The organism is Bacillus sp. FSL R9-9530 (genome assembly GCF_038008145.1).
GTDB lineage: Bacteria > Bacillota > Bacilli > Bacillales > Bacillaceae_G > Bacillus_A > Bacillus_A mycoides.
The window spans coordinates 1,438,197-1,452,887 of the sequence record NZ_JBBOYO010000001.1; the positions used below are offsets into that span (position 1 = coordinate 1,438,197).

Below are 14,691 nucleotides of genomic sequence, written 5' to 3' on the forward strand. Positions count from 1 at the left end.
AACTTTAATTATATTTCTTTAATTATTTATCCTTATACTTTCTTGCTCCTCAGGGCTATAAATATTGATATTAGTCCGTTCACAGCTAATAATATTACTGTAATACTAGCGAGTAAAGCTACATCTGCTGCAAACAATTTAATCGTATGCCACGGTGAATTTGTGCAATAAATAAGAAGTGGGATCAAAATACTAGATAATAGTAGAAATATACTCCCAACGAACAGCCAAGTTTGTTTTTTACAAGTTTTCTTACGTTTATACTTTTTCATTAACATAATTGATGTAATAATGAGTGAGAGTGTGACTATCGACATAACAATTTGTGTGAATGGTATGTTTTTAGGGATATCACCAGGTTTTTCCCCATTCAAAATACTAATAATCCCCTTTTTCAATACCGTTAGTGCTGTTTCTTCTAATACATGATTTTTATTCGTTAAAATCACACCAGCCCAGCCACTTTTATTTAAAGTAAACATTTCTGCACGAGCATCAGGCGTTGATCCTGAATGCCAAACCATCGTTTCGCTTACATTTATATTTGTTGTTCTTAATCCAAACCCATAACTTTTTTCTGAATTTATTTTATAAAGCGGTGATAGATAAAGATCCATGCTTTCTTTCTTTAAAAATCGAGTGTGGTCTTGGTGATTCAAAAACATTATAAATTGAATCATATCTTCCAAATTCGCGGTAATATAACCATACGGTGCTCCAGCATTATCATAAGACACTACACTTTTTCTTGGTATACCAAACAACGACTGATAACCTGTTAAATAGCCTTTTTCATATGCACTTTCTTTATTTGCCGCTGCGCCATTCATTTTTAAAGGCTGAAAAACATGCTTTTCTATATATGAAGAATATGTTTCATTTGTGACTGCCTCAATAAGGGCACCAAGTATCATATAATTTGCATTACTATATTGATATTTTTCACCTGGTGGGGCATTTAATTTTACTTTTGAAAGTTTCATTACATTTTCCTTTAATGCTTTAGAATTCTTCAATTGTTTATCTGATAATGCTAAGCCTTCATATGTGTTTATTCCACTTGTATGAGTTAGTAGATGTTGGATTGTTATATTTGAAGTTGATTGTGTATCTTTTAGTTTAAACGAAGGAAGATGTTGTTGAACTGAATCCTCTAATTTTATTTTTTTATCTTCTATTAACTTGACTATAGCTAAAGCTGTTAAAGATTTACTTATTGAGCCAATCGCAAATGGTGTTTTTCTAGTTATCTTTTTTTCAGATTCTCCAGTAACCCCCCATAATTTTGTGTAAAATACATCTCTATTATGTACAATAGCTACTGAAGCTCCTGGAATTTTATGTTCCTTTAAAAATTTTTCAATATAAATATCTAAAGTAACTCTAATATTTTGCTGAGCGTAAACTTTTGAATGTGCAATACATAACATTAATACATTACAAACTATACAAATTAGAAACAATTTATATTTCGATATCTTCATCTTAATGTACTTCGGATAACTTTCTTTTTTTATAAATTACTAAAATTATTGATATTAATAAAGAAACCATTAAACTAATCATTATTAATATAGAGTTCCACCATTGATTTTCTGCTATTCGATATAAAAGATTAAAATTAAAGTTATTTTCACTGTTGGTTGGATTAAGGGATTCAGTTAAAAATATTGAAAGTGTAGTTTGTGAAATGAGGTATGTAATAAATGCGACAAATATGCCAATTATGATTAATGTATTAGATTTTTTATTTATATTTTGAAGTTGTTTCATTTTCACTCGCAGATCAATTTCATTTATCTCCAAAAAGTCTTGAACAAATAATTGAGGCGTTCCTAGGTCATTTATACTTTCCTCACCATGTTCACGACATTCTTGGATATGCTCTAAAATTTGTTGTTTAATATTTTCCCTTTCTTCTAAACTTATATCATATTGCTTTAATTCCTTAAGTACGCCTGTTAAAAATTGCTGTTCTTTATCTTTTAATTCACTCCTCATTTCAGAAGGTCTCCTTTCAAACCACTCTTTAATAATATTTTAATATCAGATTGCAACTCTAACCATTCATTAACTTTCTTCTCAAGACGTAATTTTCCATTTTCATTAATTTCGTAATAAATCCTAACTTTACCACTATCCGTCACCTCTTGATAAGTATTAACCCACTCTTGATTTTTCAGTTTAGTTAAAATGGGATAAATACTTCCTACTCCTTTCAATTTTAAATTATGTACTTCGAGTTCTTTCATAATTTCATAACCATAACTTTTCTTTGTAGACAAAATAGACAATACACACATTTCTAAATTCCCTTTAATTAAACTTGTTCTATCCATACGATAAATTTAACAGAAATATATACTTCATTCAAGTATATATTTCTGTTAAATTTAAAAATTCTAATAATTATACAATCACTAAAAAAGTAGCATATTCCTTTTGTTATTATCCAAATAACCTAAATTATTATCCCGAAAAAACATTTTTATACGTCAATAATTATATAATAAATGATTATAATTAACGATTTAAAACTAACTCTCGCAGATAAATGTATTTACATCTTAGAAAGACTAACAAAACTTAAACATAAATGCCAACCTGTAATACCTTTCAGTTTAAAATTTAAGAATAATTTATATTGGTATTACAAATAGATTTTTCTTGCTCTATTATCTATCTACCTTAACACGTTTAAAGAAACTCTTCTTCAACATAAAAACTCATTTGCAGATTATTGCAAATGAGTTTTTAATCCCTAACTGACCACTATTTTTTATTCTTCTTAATTTAATTATTTTTCTCAAGACACTCATAAACTGCCATCATTTCTCGCTTATTCAACTCACGAATTCGATTAAATATTAGAATGTCTGCAACATCCTCAGTTCGTAAGCTTTCATCCACAACATCACTAACTTTTCCGGTTAACCATGTTTGCACATCTATTCCATCAACGATTTCTTTAAGCCCTTCATCATTAATACCACTTGCATTACAAGTTATACATGGAATTGTTAATTTAAACACGCCATCATGTAGATTATCTTCGGTTATAACTTTCTTACCGTTACAGAATGGACACTGGTTGCTTTTTTTAATTTTATTAATTTGGGTAACTAATTTTTTGTAACCAAATGCTTCGTATACATATGTTAGTTTTTTATATTTACCATTTGTGAAATACTTATCTATAATGGTTTCTCTTGTTTCATAAACATTAGGAAAATCACAAATAGTTACTTGATTGTTGAAGCAAATGGATTCTATATTTCCTTTTATTTCATCCCAGAATGGTAAAACATTTTGTAACACCATTTCATAATTTGAAAAGCTTGCTTGTTCTAATTCAAACATTTTCAGTGCGACTTGTATATTTCTAGGTAATAAAGAAACATCTTCTGTCATAATCATATCGTCACCTACGATAGATTTCAATTTGACGAGTACAGGCAAATCTCCTACAATTTTTAATACTTCGTTAAGCGGCTGATTAATAATTTCACGAATATCTGTATCTCCAAAATTAAGTGGTTTGTGGTGATTTAATAAAGTCCCCTTACAAATTGGACATTTCATCATTTCTTTAGAAGTCTTAATATCTTCTTTAATAGCTGCTTTTGAAATAACAATATACCCGCCAATAATCGTATTAAATCCTACCCATGTTCTACGTGTCTTTCCTTTCTTATCATAAAAGGACTTATCAAAATAGCCGTACCAAAATGTATGTTTTTCTTCCTCAGACATATCATTATAGCTCTTTGACAAATCATGACCAAGCTCATTTTTAATTTCTTCAAATAGAAATTCTATTTTTTCATATTGATAAAATTTTAATACTTTCATGATTTCCGGATCGAATAGACCATCCCAAAATGGAACATTTTTATCTTGAATTGTAATTTCTTTATCAAAAACTTCAATTTGAAGACGTCCGGAACATGATGGGCAATGATTATCCTGAGAATAGAAATCGAAGCTTCTCGTATCTTTATTAGTCGGATGAGCAGCTACAATATGATTGATCAATCCACCAATTTCATATAAGAAACTATATTGACTATACAAATGTCTTTCGAGATCAATAGCAACAACAGGTGCCATTGTATCAGATTCATATTCACCATAAATTAATCGTGCCATTGATGATAAGCTTTTTAAAATACCACCCTTATAAACGTTTTCAGCATTTTTAAAATAGTTAATATGATTTTCTTTTAAATAGTGAACTCCTTCTTTACGCTTAAGCGTTGAAGAAATGTGTACTTGTTCAGCATTATTCACACTTCTTTTTTGACGATAATAATCCTCATGACTTACTACATCAAGATGCTCTATAGATTCAACCTGTCTTTTTCCAAAATCAACAATATAATCAGAACTTTCTAGCATGTAACTGTTATGCTCAATCATTATGATAGAGACTGATTCATCTTGTAATATCCCTCTAACACTATCTATAAATTGATTTAAAATATTTTGCGATAAACCTTTTGAAGGCTCATCAAAAATAAACAATGTATGTGGATTTCTTGTTTTTGCAAATAACTCAGAAACTAAATGAACACATTGAAACTCACCCGTTGATAATGTTTGTGTTTTTCGTTCTAATGTTAAATAGCCCAGTCCTAATTTGATTAGTAGGCTCAAGCGTTTATACGCAATATCTTCGTTTGGAATTTCATCAATAATATCCTCAATTGAGCGCTCAAAAATATCATCAATTTCTTCACTATACTTTGTCAGTTTCTTTTTAATATCTAAGAAAGTTGCTACAGTTGATCGACTTGTAATCGATTGGTTTCGATCTTGCCCTACCATAACTAGTTTATCTTTTGGATATCGTTTCAAGAAATCTGTAGCTAAACACTCATTGACAAGTGTAGATTTCCCGCATCCAGACTCTCCTGTAACAGTTACAAGTCTATTTTTAGGAATCTGAAACTCAGTCATTTGGATATTTCGGCAATATAATTCATGGAATGTATAATATTCTGTTGGCATTTTGTAATTTCGTTCCGATAGTATTGGCTTTGGCCTTGGTGATTCTTTCACGATTTGTCCACCATATTTTCCGCTACCAGGTCCGAAGAACAATTGCTCATCTGTTGTATCCAGTACTGTATCTGAATGATCAATGAGCCAGATTTGATTTTTACACCCTAATTGCTTGATCTCTTCTAATATTTGTAACAATGTTTCATTATCAAGCCCCACGGAAATCTCATCAATAATAATTACAGCATTTTCACTTACTGCCATGAATTCAGCTAAGTAAAGTCGTGTTAATTCTCCACCTGACAACGTACCCATAATTCGATTTAATGTTAAATAACCAATGTTCATATTGATAATATTTTGCAGTATATGTTGTTTTGCTTCACTAATATTTAATTCTTCTGCTAGTGAAAGAATAGATTCAACACTTAAATCGTTAATACCCGAAATTGTATGTGATTCAGCAAATAACTCAATAGTACGTTGTTCAACTTCTTCACTATAACGTTTCCCCTTACATTTTTTACACTCAATATTTTTAGTTGTACCACGCCCTTTACAGCCAGCACACCAACCTAATTGATTATTAAATGAAAAGACTTCAGGAGAAAGATTAAATTCTTCCGCTAATTTTTCACGAATCTCTTTAAAAACACCTGTATGAGTACCAATCGTCGAACGCGGATTGGAAGAAATTGATGATTTCCCTAAAAAAAGTACTAAAGGCATTTCTTCCATTTTAATTGCACTAAAATTAGTTTCCATAATATTAGGAAATAAATATTGATATTCAGCCTTTGGCAATAAGGAAACTAGACGCTTCTTTGATTCTTCACCAATTGTTTGACAAAGAGTTGTTTTTCCAGATCCAGATAAACCAGCAATACCAAGTGATTTATTAAACGGAATAACAGTATCAAGTTTATTTATGTTATTAGCAATTAATTGATTTACTTTCATATTAACCTCTATTCTTATTGTTTTAAAAATCATTTTTATAAGATAATAATTACATAATAAATACCATGAATTTAATCCCTAATCTTTCAACTCATCAACCTTAACCTTATAATTATCAAACCAATATTCCCACTCATCTTTTGAAAACACCTTCTCTTCTCCTTCTAAAACGGAAGAAAAAAGATCTAAACAAATATGCCAACCAGCTATATCTTTTGGTGTATGATCAGTTAATTCATGAATGTATTCTTTAAGTAGTAAAAGAGCACCATTTTTCTCTTTATGTATTTCAAATCGGACACGATCTTTATCCCATGTGAATTCAAGTACTGAATTTAGTTGGCACTCTAAAATATCAATATTTAAAAATGAACCATCCATCATGTCGAACTTTATAATTCCACCTGTTTTAAGATTTTCAATCTGTAAATTAGACATCCATTTTTTAAGCTTGCTGTTTTCAGTTAAAACAGACCAAACTTCCTCTATTGTATAAGAAAATTGGCGTTCAAATTTCACAATATAGCCGTCAGTTTGTTTCTCTATTTCAGCCAACATATTTATTGCCTCCTACTTGCATATAGAATGTATGTTCTTATTTTACACGAATTTATGTATAAAAGAAATCTCTATGGCAATGAAATATTAATTTAATGTGTGAATGGTAATTTGAACATTGATTTATTATATATTCTCTCCATATGTTTATTACAATAGGCGTACCTCAACATTTCCACAAAAAAATTCAACATGAGAAAACGTTGATTTATTTACTTTATATGATATTTCCATTAAATATTTAAAAGCAATTTCCTTTAAGATAAATGTTGTTAATAAGAGCTAATATAGTATTCAAATCAAGTTATGTAATGTTCAAAATCACTTATTATGTATGTCTAATTCCTTGCTAAACGTAGGTTTACAAAGCAAATAAAAAAAGCCGCATTTGCGACTCATGAACTGATAGAACTAACACCTATTTTAGGTGAATGACTTACCTTTTAATCGCGTCAACAATTAGCGATGGAAAACCAAGTTTATCGCCTCTATTTCTAGAATCATACCTTTTCGAACGGAAAATAACGCCGTCATTCGCATCCCATTCTGTGTAATAAAATTGACCATTTTCATCACAATATTCAAGTAAAACTACCTCAAATCCAGCAATTTCAAACATTTTCGTTAATGTTTTATAATTATGTACGATTTTATGGCTTGCAGCTGGGTGGTCTTTCGGGCCAGGGCCGCCTATTTGAACTATATTTTGGTAGGTTTCATCTCGGAAAAATGCATCAGGCACTCCGCACCGAATATGACCTGATGGCTTTAAAAATTTATAGCAAATTTCAGCTGCTTTTACACCTTCTTCAAAAGTAAGATGTTCCCATACATGCTCTGCTAAAATAGCTGAAATGGAATTGTATTCAAATCTTTCTTCCCAAGTGGTATTGTCTAGTAAATTAAGTTCATCTTCTTGCGTTTGAACCCAACCTGGATTATTATTAAATACTCCAGCTCCGACTACTACTTTAATTTCGTCTTGCTTAATTGCCATCACTTTCACCTCATAAATCTTTTAATGTATTAATATATTCTATGTTTACTATACATTTTCCTTTTTCAACTAAAGTGCCAGTTAGCTCAATAAGATAGGTAACAAAACTTCTGTTGTTTTTACTTATCCTCCCACATACAGCAAAAACGTTTATAGTGCAAAATAAAGAGCGAAAAGAATAATTCCCTCCGCTTTTTATAGCAATAAATACATTTCATATTGTGCTAAAGAATTCTTTTCAAATCCAGATTTCTTTAAAAACCCTTCCAGTAAATTGTTGTTTGGGAACCCAATTGATAAACTTGATAACTTTAATTCTTCACTTGCTACCTGTAATAATTTCGTCCCAACACCAATATTTCTATAATCTTTGTCTATGAAAATAAAACTAATTTTTCCTTGTTCATTTACACATACAGAACCTTTTATATCACTATCAACATATGCACCGTAAAATGTATGATTTGTTTTTTCGATATAATCAATATCATTTTGCCAATTTATATGGAAGCTTAGCCATTTCTGAATTTCAACTTTAAATGTTGGAAATTCTAATTGTTTTACTTCAATATTTTTATTACCTTTATTCATTATTTTAGTTAAATCATTTAAATTATAATAAGAAAGATCATATACTTTTTCATAACCTAATTTGTTATAAAAATGAATCGCCCGATCGTTTCCTACAATAACTTCAAGAAAAAGCTGCTTACATTTATTTTGTGTCGCTTCTTCTTTATGTAACTCAAATAACTTTTGACTTACACCAATGCCTCGAAATTCTGGATGAACAGCTAATGTTCCGCAGCGCATTGTTTTTATACTTTCATATACCTTAATACCACCAAGTATTACACCAACAGATTTGTCACCGTCTAAAGCAAGAAAGGAGTGTTCTAGCGAATTCCCTTCTGGCCCAAAAAATCTTTTTATAAAATCTTCTTTTGAAACTTCAAGTTTAATGATGTAATCTGAAAATCCATCCTTAAAAGCTTTATACACTAAATCTATACTTACTTCACTACATCTTTTGTATTGAATCATATAAGTATAATCCCCCACTTTGACTTGTTATAAACTGCATTCAAATACATGAAATGAATTACCTTCACCATATCCATCTTTTATTTCATGAACAACAATTTGACTAAACCCATTAGTAATAAGTATATTTTCAAATTCTTTTAAATTATATAGTCTTATAGGAAAATCCATAATCTCAGTTTCTTTTATTTTCTCATCATGAATGATTTCATATTTCAGTATAATATTTAGAAGTTTTTGCGCCTTATCATATGAAACTTTTCTATACTCAACAATTAATTCATTGTTAATTTCTTTTCTATTTGTCTCTATCCAATCTAAAATTTGTTCTGTCTCACTTCCACCTTGTACAATTGTCAGAAGTAATTTTCCATTTTCCTTTAAGTTGTTTTTCATATTTTGAAGACTATTGTCTACTAAATTATTTGGTAAAAGTGAAAATGAACCGATAGGAATCATAATAAGATCGTATTTTTTATCACTATGATATTCTTCTATTCTTCCTTGTGACACAACCGGTTTTAAGTTTAATTTTTCTGCTTTATCTTTACAAACTTTAAGCATATCTTTCGAAATATCGAACCCTTCTATATTCACACCATTTTGCATAAAGGGAATTAACATTCTACCATTTCCGCACATTGGTTCTAACACATGTATATTTTTATCTTTTGCAAAAGAAAGATAAAAATCCAATTCTTTTCCGGCTGCAATTGATTTATCACTTTCATATATCTTTGTACAAAGTTCTCCATAATACGTATGCAATTATAATTCACCTCTTAATTTGAAATGAGCGGGATATTCCCCCTCTTGTTATCTATTGTTAACTACAGTAATCTCATAAACACGTACAAAAGTAATTAAATGCTCACACGCTCGTTCACATGCTAACATTTTAAAAACCTTTTGTTCTTCTTTCGTTTTGTCATTCGCTTGATCTGAGGCAGCTTTTAAACATAGAAATGGTTTGTTATTTACACGACATACATAAGCAAATGCTGCCACTTCTTGATCAACGGCTAAAGCACCGTATACAGTATGAAGTAAATACCTCATTTCTGAACTTCGAATACGTTGATCTCCAGATAGAAATGTACCAAAATGGACCGGGTCATACGAACGCAATTTCTTCATTCGTTTTACGAGTGATTTAGTTGTTTCAATAGGTGCTGTTCTACCATCATATAGATTAAAACTATCTTCTCCTGAACCAGCCGCTGTAACATCATGCTGCAAAGTATTAAGAGCTACAACGATGTGTCCATTTTTCACCTTATCTGATAAACTCCCGCAAATCCCTGTCATAAATAACTGGTCTGGCTGGAATTCACTTATTAATAGTTGTACACAACTAGCACAACTTACTTTACCGACACCAGTTACAACTGAAATAACTTCTAATTCATTAATAGAATGAAAATGAAATTCCCAAGCTGCTATTTTTTCTACACGCTCACTTGGATAATGTTGATGCAAATACGTAAGCTCTGGTTCCCATGCAGATACAATTGCGATCCTTTTCATTACACACTTCACTTCCTCCTATTTTCATGTAAATAAGTCATCTATACTCTCTCGTTCATATTCTGGTATCCACTCTTTATACTTCACATATAAATCCCGTATCTTTTCTTTATTCTTCGCAATTACTTCACATCCTCTATCATCATAAATAAACATGATAATATCCTTTGTTACATTTATAAAAAATACATCTGGATATGAAATTTCTTTTTTTCGCCCTAGACGTGGACGTAGGTCAGGGAAATCTTCATGATTAGCTGCTTGAATAAGCGGTTCATATTTAATATCTTCTGCAAAACATTGTAAAGAAAATTGATATGTACAATATAAGTCAGCTTCTTCATCTTCAAATAGAAAAGGTAATGTTTCTTGTCTAATATGAAACTTTAAACCGCTCTTTTTAATAAATCTATTGTATACATTTATTTTCTGCAGATTTTTTATATTTTCCTGTTTAAATCGATAAACATTTGTGATTAAAAAGACGGTATCTTCTTTTGAAAATATATCTTTAAATAGATTTTTATTATACCTATATAGTTGTGTGAAATATTCCATATTATACGTGTTACCATCTTCTTTGAATTGATATTTATCTTTCCCAAAATCAAAATGAAGATGATTTTCCCACTGAGAGTATATGTACGGTACTAAAGTAACTCCTGGAAATATTTGATTCATATATTCTTTAAATTGCATTTTCATACCCTTTCTACTCTACAATTTCTTTTAAATTCCGAATTGAATGTTTATATGTAAATTCTTTATTGTATTTTAATAGAAAAGCTTTAATATCATTTTCTATTTTTCCAGTTGGAGTAAATGAATATATATCATTATATAACATAGCAAGTCCCCCTTATAACTATCTTTCAGTATAATGTGGAGTTTAAATATCCTTCTTATTTTATATTCGTTATGAATGTTTTAATTCCTTTTTAATACGATACATGAAATTTTATGTAGAAACATTACTACAAAATACATAAATGTTTGATATTATAGTAATGTTGATTAATTGTAAGGAAAGGAACTAACTATAAAATGAATAAAAACATATTAATTATTGATGATGATAAAGATATTGTAGAATTATTGGCTGTTTATTTACGAAATGAAGGCTATAACATTTATAAAGCTTATGATGGTGATGAAGCATTACAAATGATATGTACATATGAAGTTGACCTTATGCTTTTAGATATTATGATGCCAAAACGAAACGGATTGGAAGTTTGTCAAGAAGTGCGTGAAAATAATACTGTACCTATCCTTATGCTTAGTGCAAAGGCTGAAGATATGGATAAAATTTTAGGACTTATGACCGGCGCAGATGATTATATGATTAAACCGTTTAATCCACTAGAATTAGTGGCTAGAGTGAAAGCTTTATTACGAAGATCCTCTTTCCAAAATGCTACTTCCCAAAAGAATGAAGATGGTATTATTCGTATTCGTTCTGTTGAAATACATAAACATAATCATACTGTTAAAGTAAATGGAGAATATATTAAACTCACCTCTATCGAATTTGATATTTTATATTTACTAGCGAGTAATACTGGAAGAGTATTTAGCTCTGAAGAGATATTCGAACGAGTTTGGAATGAAGACGGTTATGGTTCTAATAAAACGGTAATGGTCCATATTAGTAATTTACGCGATAAACTTGAAACCGTAATGAATGGTGAAAAACTAATTCATACGGTTTGGGGAGTAGGATATAAAATTGAGAAATGAAGCATTTGATATATTAAAAGATATACCAAAGTGGAAGCTTATTTTTTGGCTTTTATTAGCTATCACTCTTACACCAATTACCGAATTAATTATATTTCGCCTCGTAACGAGTGTAATTGAGAGTTCACTTACTCTAAGCGAACTAGGAAAAGAATTCATTAGAATTTTTGGCCATGAAAAATATATTGGATTAAAAGAGTCTTTATGGATGATGATTGTATCTTATTTGTTTTTATTTTCTATTTTCTCATCCTATTTATACATTTTTTATCGTCATGAAAGAAAGGTTTACTATGAAACTTGTATAAAAAAAATGATTGAAGAGATTCGGTATATTGCAAGTGGAAACTTTAATCATAAAGTTTCCATCGTACACCATAATTATTTAGAAGAACTGGCAACTGGGGTCAATCAAATTATTGAGCAATTAAAAGTATCAATTGATGAAGAAAGACAGGCAGAACAAGCAAAAAGCGAACTTATTACAAATGTATCACATGATTTACGAACCCCTCTTACATCTATAGTTGGATACGTAAATTTAATCCATCATGATAATTATAGAGATGAAGTAGAATTACGATACTATATTCAAGTCATTTACGATAAAGTAACCCGTCTTAATGCATTAATGAATGACTTGTTTGAATATACACGTGTTCAAAATAAAGAGTTAAGTTTATATTCTGCTCCCATTGATATTGTAGAATTGCTTGGACAATTAACTGTCCAATTTCGGATACAGCTTCAAGAAGCTAATATTGAATGTCGCCCTTCTTTCCCATCTCAAAAGCTAATGGTACTAGCTGATGGGGATAAATTAGTACGTGTGTTTGAAAATCTAATCATAAACGCTATTACTTATGGAAATGATGGAGATCATATTGATATTACCGCTTACGAAAGCAATAACATGATTACAATTGATATAACAAATTACGGACAACCTATCCCTAGTACTGATTTACCTCATATTTTTGAACGTTTTTATCGTGTTGAAAAATCACGTTCAACAAACACTGGTGGATCTGGGCTCGGATTAGCAATTGCAAAAAGTATTGTTGAATTGCATAAAGGAACAATTGAAGTATATAGCGATGATAAAAAAACAACTTTCACTGTAAAATTACTCCCTTATAAAGCTTAATACCACATATTTATAGGTTCAATTTTTTATCATATAAGAAATTGAACCTTTTATATTCCATTAATATCCAAAATTTAATAATCCTTTATAATTCTTTAGAAATTCTTTACCTTTTCTTTCTTCCTAATTAAGCATTCCTTTTTACAATAATATTATTGATGTAATATTAGGAGGATCGCTAATGCAATTCTTGAAAAAAATAACAGTTTTATTATTATCTTTTCTTATTACTGCACTTATCGTTTTATATTTTTATCTTTATGTAAATGGTCCAATTATTCAAGCTAAATCAGCTATTTTAATAGATACTAATTCTGGTGAGATTGTTTATAAAAAAAATGAAGAAACTCCTATACAATCAGCTACTTTATCTAAATTAATGACAGAGTATATCGCACTGGAACAACTGAATGAAGGGAAAATACAGTTAGATGAATTAGTAAAAATAAGTAACGAAGTTTTCCGAGCAGAAACGAGTCCTATACAAGTAACTTCGAAAGATAAAACGACGGTTCGTGATTTACTTCATGCATTGTTTTTGACAGGGAATAATCGTTCCGCACTTGCCCTTGCAGAACACATTGCTGGAAACGAAGATAACTTTACACTTTTAATGAATGACAAAGCAAAACAACTAAAGTTATCACAACCATCCCCGTTTCTAAATGCTACTGGAATTAATAACGATACGAATAAACAATCAACTACAACATCGATAGACGTCGCTAAACTAGCAACACAATTAGTAAAAGACTTTCCAGATGTATTGAATGTTACGAAACTAACCTCTTACCAATTTACCTTCAAAGATTCAAAAGTTTTCAATACAAATAAAATGATATATTCCCTTAATAAAAACATTAAACTCCAAGGTGTTGACGGCTTACAAACTAGTTTTTCAACTAATGGTAATTATAGTTTTGTCAGTACAGCCACACGAGGAGATACTAGACTTATTTCAGTAATATTAGACGCCGGTGATGAAAACAGTACTTTTATTGAAACAAAAAAGTTACTTCAGTACGGTTTTGATCCTTCCTCGTACTCTGCACTCCAAGCTTTTAAAGATGCTGTTACATCTTGGACAATATTGTTTCAGTTTAAAAATTTAATCATACAAACGATTATGATCTTTTTCATCATTACAATCTTAATGTTTTTATATATACGTCAAAAAAAAGCCGAGGATTTTAACTAAAAATTCTCTTTAATATAAAAACCGACTTGCAATACAAATGCAAGTCGGCCTCTAAATTTATAATCCTCTTCCAATTAAATTCGCTGAAACGGGCTGAAGATTTAATTCTCTTGCCCATATAGATATCTGACCAATATGATGAATTTCATGTACAATTACATGCCTTAAAACTTCACCGTATTTATATGTTTTATCTGTCCACGAAGCTTTTACTATCTTATATTCTAGGTCACCAGACCATATTTGCAAAAACTCTTCTAATTCTCGTCGATATGAATCAGATAGCGCTTTCGCTTTTTTGATTGATTGATAATCTTTAAACTGTGGTTCGTTATCCTCTTTTTCTTGAAGTGCACTAATCCAGCTATACTCAACATCTACAATATGGAAAAGTGTTTCTAAAATACTCCCAACACCTCCAACACGTTTGCGAAGTAATTCTTCCTCTGTAAGTTGTTCACACCATTTAAACCAATCATCTCTTACTTGCCAATTGTGTTGAAATAAAGTGTACAT

14 protein-coding genes and 1 pseudogene are annotated in these 14,691 nt (G+C 30.1%); 3 read left to right on the plus strand and 12 right to left on the minus strand.

Annotated elements, in window-relative coordinates; genetic code table 11:
• Positions 1 to 32: 32 nt before the first annotated feature.
• From MKX66_RS07150 to MKX66_RS07200, 11 genes and pseudogenes are all read right to left on the minus strand, one after another.
• Positions 33 to 1,484, minus strand: a complete 1,452-nt coding sequence (locus tag MKX66_RS07150; protein ID WP_341085844.1) for a serine hydrolase domain-containing protein — start codon at positions 1,482 to 1,484, stop codon at positions 33 to 35.
• Position 1,485: 1 nt separating this feature from the next.
• Positions 1,486 to 2,001: a hypothetical protein gene (locus tag MKX66_RS07155; RefSeq protein ID WP_098168227.1), complete on the minus strand. Its 516-nt coding sequence runs from the start codon at positions 1,999 to 2,001 to the stop codon at positions 1,486 to 1,488.
• Positions 1,998 to 2,339: a PadR family transcriptional regulator gene (locus MKX66_RS07160; RefSeq protein ID WP_002085418.1), complete on the minus strand. Its 342-nt coding sequence runs from the start codon at positions 2,337 to 2,339 to the stop codon at positions 1,998 to 2,000. The genes MKX66_RS07155 and MKX66_RS07160 overlap by 4 nt, the downstream gene beginning before the upstream one ends.
• 454 nt (positions 2,340 to 2,793) lie before the next feature.
• Positions 2,794 to 5,964 (minus strand): ATP-binding cassette domain-containing protein, encoded by a 3,171-nt coding sequence (locus MKX66_RS07165; RefSeq protein WP_341085845.1) that lies wholly within the window; start codon positions 5,962 to 5,964, stop codon positions 2,794 to 2,796.
• Positions 5,965 to 6,042: 78 nt separating this feature from the next.
• Positions 6,043 to 6,522 (minus strand): SRPBCC family protein, encoded by a 480-nt coding sequence (locus MKX66_RS07170; RefSeq protein WP_341085846.1) that lies wholly within the window; start codon positions 6,520 to 6,522, stop codon positions 6,043 to 6,045.
• 436 nt (positions 6,523 to 6,958) lie between these two features.
• Complete coding sequence (locus MKX66_RS07175) at positions 6,959 to 7,522, minus strand: class I SAM-dependent methyltransferase (protein ID WP_033728073.1); 564 nt, start codon at positions 7,520 to 7,522, stop codon at positions 6,959 to 6,961.
• Between the two features lie 192 nt (positions 7,523 to 7,714).
• Entirely contained in the window at positions 7,715 to 8,563 is an 849-nt protein-coding gene (locus MKX66_RS07180; protein ID WP_078177076.1) for a GNAT family N-acetyltransferase, read from the minus strand.
• A 27-nt stretch (positions 8,564 to 8,590) separates the two neighbouring features.
• On the minus strand, positions 8,591 to 9,331 hold the full coding sequence (locus MKX66_RS07185; protein WP_002192889.1) for a class I SAM-dependent methyltransferase: 741 nt from the start codon (positions 9,329 to 9,331) through the stop codon (positions 8,591 to 8,593).
• Between the two features lie 48 nt (positions 9,332 to 9,379).
• Entirely contained in the window at positions 9,380 to 10,090 is a 711-nt protein-coding gene (gene mtnN / locus MKX66_RS07190; RefSeq protein ID WP_002189680.1) for a 5'-methylthioadenosine/S-adenosylhomocysteine nucleosidase, read from the minus strand.
• 24 nt (positions 10,091 to 10,114) lie between these two features.
• Complete coding sequence (locus MKX66_RS07195) at positions 10,115 to 10,789, minus strand: DUF3885 domain-containing protein (protein ID WP_002189679.1); 675 nt, start codon at positions 10,787 to 10,789, stop codon at positions 10,115 to 10,117.
• Between the two features lie 25 nt (positions 10,790 to 10,814).
• Positions 10,815 to 10,937: pseudogene (locus MKX66_RS07200) on the minus strand (HD domain-containing protein); the annotation flags it as partial.
• 197 nt (positions 10,938 to 11,134) lie between these two features.
• On the opposite strand from MKX66_RS07200, the gene MKX66_RS07205 reads away from it, so the two are divergent.
• From MKX66_RS07205 to MKX66_RS07215, 3 genes are all read left to right on the plus strand, one after another.
• Positions 11,135 to 11,830 (plus strand): response regulator transcription factor, encoded by a 696-nt coding sequence (locus MKX66_RS07205; RefSeq protein WP_002016575.1) that lies wholly within the window; start codon positions 11,135 to 11,137, stop codon positions 11,828 to 11,830.
• The gene (locus MKX66_RS07210; protein ID WP_002085430.1) at positions 11,820 to 12,977 is read left to right on the plus strand and encodes a sensor histidine kinase; all 1,158 of its coding nucleotides are present in this window, start codon (positions 11,820 to 11,822) and stop codon (positions 12,975 to 12,977) included. Before MKX66_RS07205 ends, MKX66_RS07210 begins: the two co-directional genes overlap by 11 nt.
• Positions 12,978 to 13,158: 181 nt before the next feature.
• A complete protein-coding gene (locus tag MKX66_RS07215; RefSeq protein ID WP_002141854.1) occupies positions 13,159 to 14,175 on the plus strand; it encodes a D-alanyl-D-alanine carboxypeptidase family protein in 1,017 nt (338 codons plus the stop codon).
• A gap of 57 nt (positions 14,176 to 14,232) precedes the next feature.
• Here MKX66_RS07215 and MKX66_RS07220 read toward each other — a convergent pair whose 3' ends face one another.
• On the minus strand, positions 14,233 to 14,691 hold the full coding sequence (locus MKX66_RS07220) for a DinB family protein (protein ID WP_341085847.1): 459 nt from the start codon (positions 14,689 to 14,691) through the stop codon (positions 14,233 to 14,235).

What these genes read in the sequence shown, in the direction of transcription:
- MKX66_RS07150 (WP_341085844.1), bottom strand. Translation starts at nt 1,484, where the DNA reads ATGAAGATATCGAAATATAAATTGTTTCTAATTTGTATAGTTTGTAAT.
- MKX66_RS07155 (WP_098168227.1), bottom strand. Translation starts at nt 2,001, where the DNA reads ATGAGGAGTGAATTAAAAGATAAAGAACAGCAATTTTTAACAGGCGTA.
- MKX66_RS07160 (WP_002085418.1), bottom strand. Translation starts at nt 2,339, where the DNA reads ATGGATAGAACAAGTTTAATTAAAGGGAATTTAGAAATGTGTGTATTG.
- MKX66_RS07165 (WP_341085845.1), bottom strand. Translation starts at nt 5,964, where the DNA reads ATGAAAGTAAATCAATTAATTGCTAATAACATAAATAAACTTGATACT.
- MKX66_RS07170 (WP_341085846.1), bottom strand. Translation starts at nt 6,522, where the DNA reads ATGTTGGCTGAAATAGAGAAACAAACTGACGGCTATATTGTGAAATTT.
- MKX66_RS07180 (WP_078177076.1), bottom strand. Translation starts at nt 8,563, where the DNA reads ATGATTCAATACAAAAGATGTAGTGAAGTAAGTATAGATTTAGTGTAT.
- mtnN (WP_002189680.1), bottom strand. Translation starts at nt 10,090, where the DNA reads ATGAAAAGGATCGCAATTGTATCTGCATGGGAACCAGAGCTTACGTAT.
- MKX66_RS07195 (WP_002189679.1), bottom strand. Translation starts at nt 10,789, where the DNA reads ATGCAATTTAAAGAATATATGAATCAAATATTTCCAGGAGTTACTTTA.
- MKX66_RS07205 (WP_002016575.1), top strand. Translation starts at nt 11,135, where the DNA reads ATGAATAAAAACATATTAATTATTGATGATGATAAAGATATTGTAGAA.
- MKX66_RS07215 (WP_002141854.1), top strand. Translation starts at nt 13,159, where the DNA reads ATGCAATTCTTGAAAAAAATAACAGTTTTATTATTATCTTTTCTTATT.
- MKX66_RS07220 (WP_341085847.1), bottom strand. Translation starts at nt 14,691, where the DNA reads ATGTACACTTTATTTCAACACAATTGGCAAGTAAGAGATGATTGGTTT.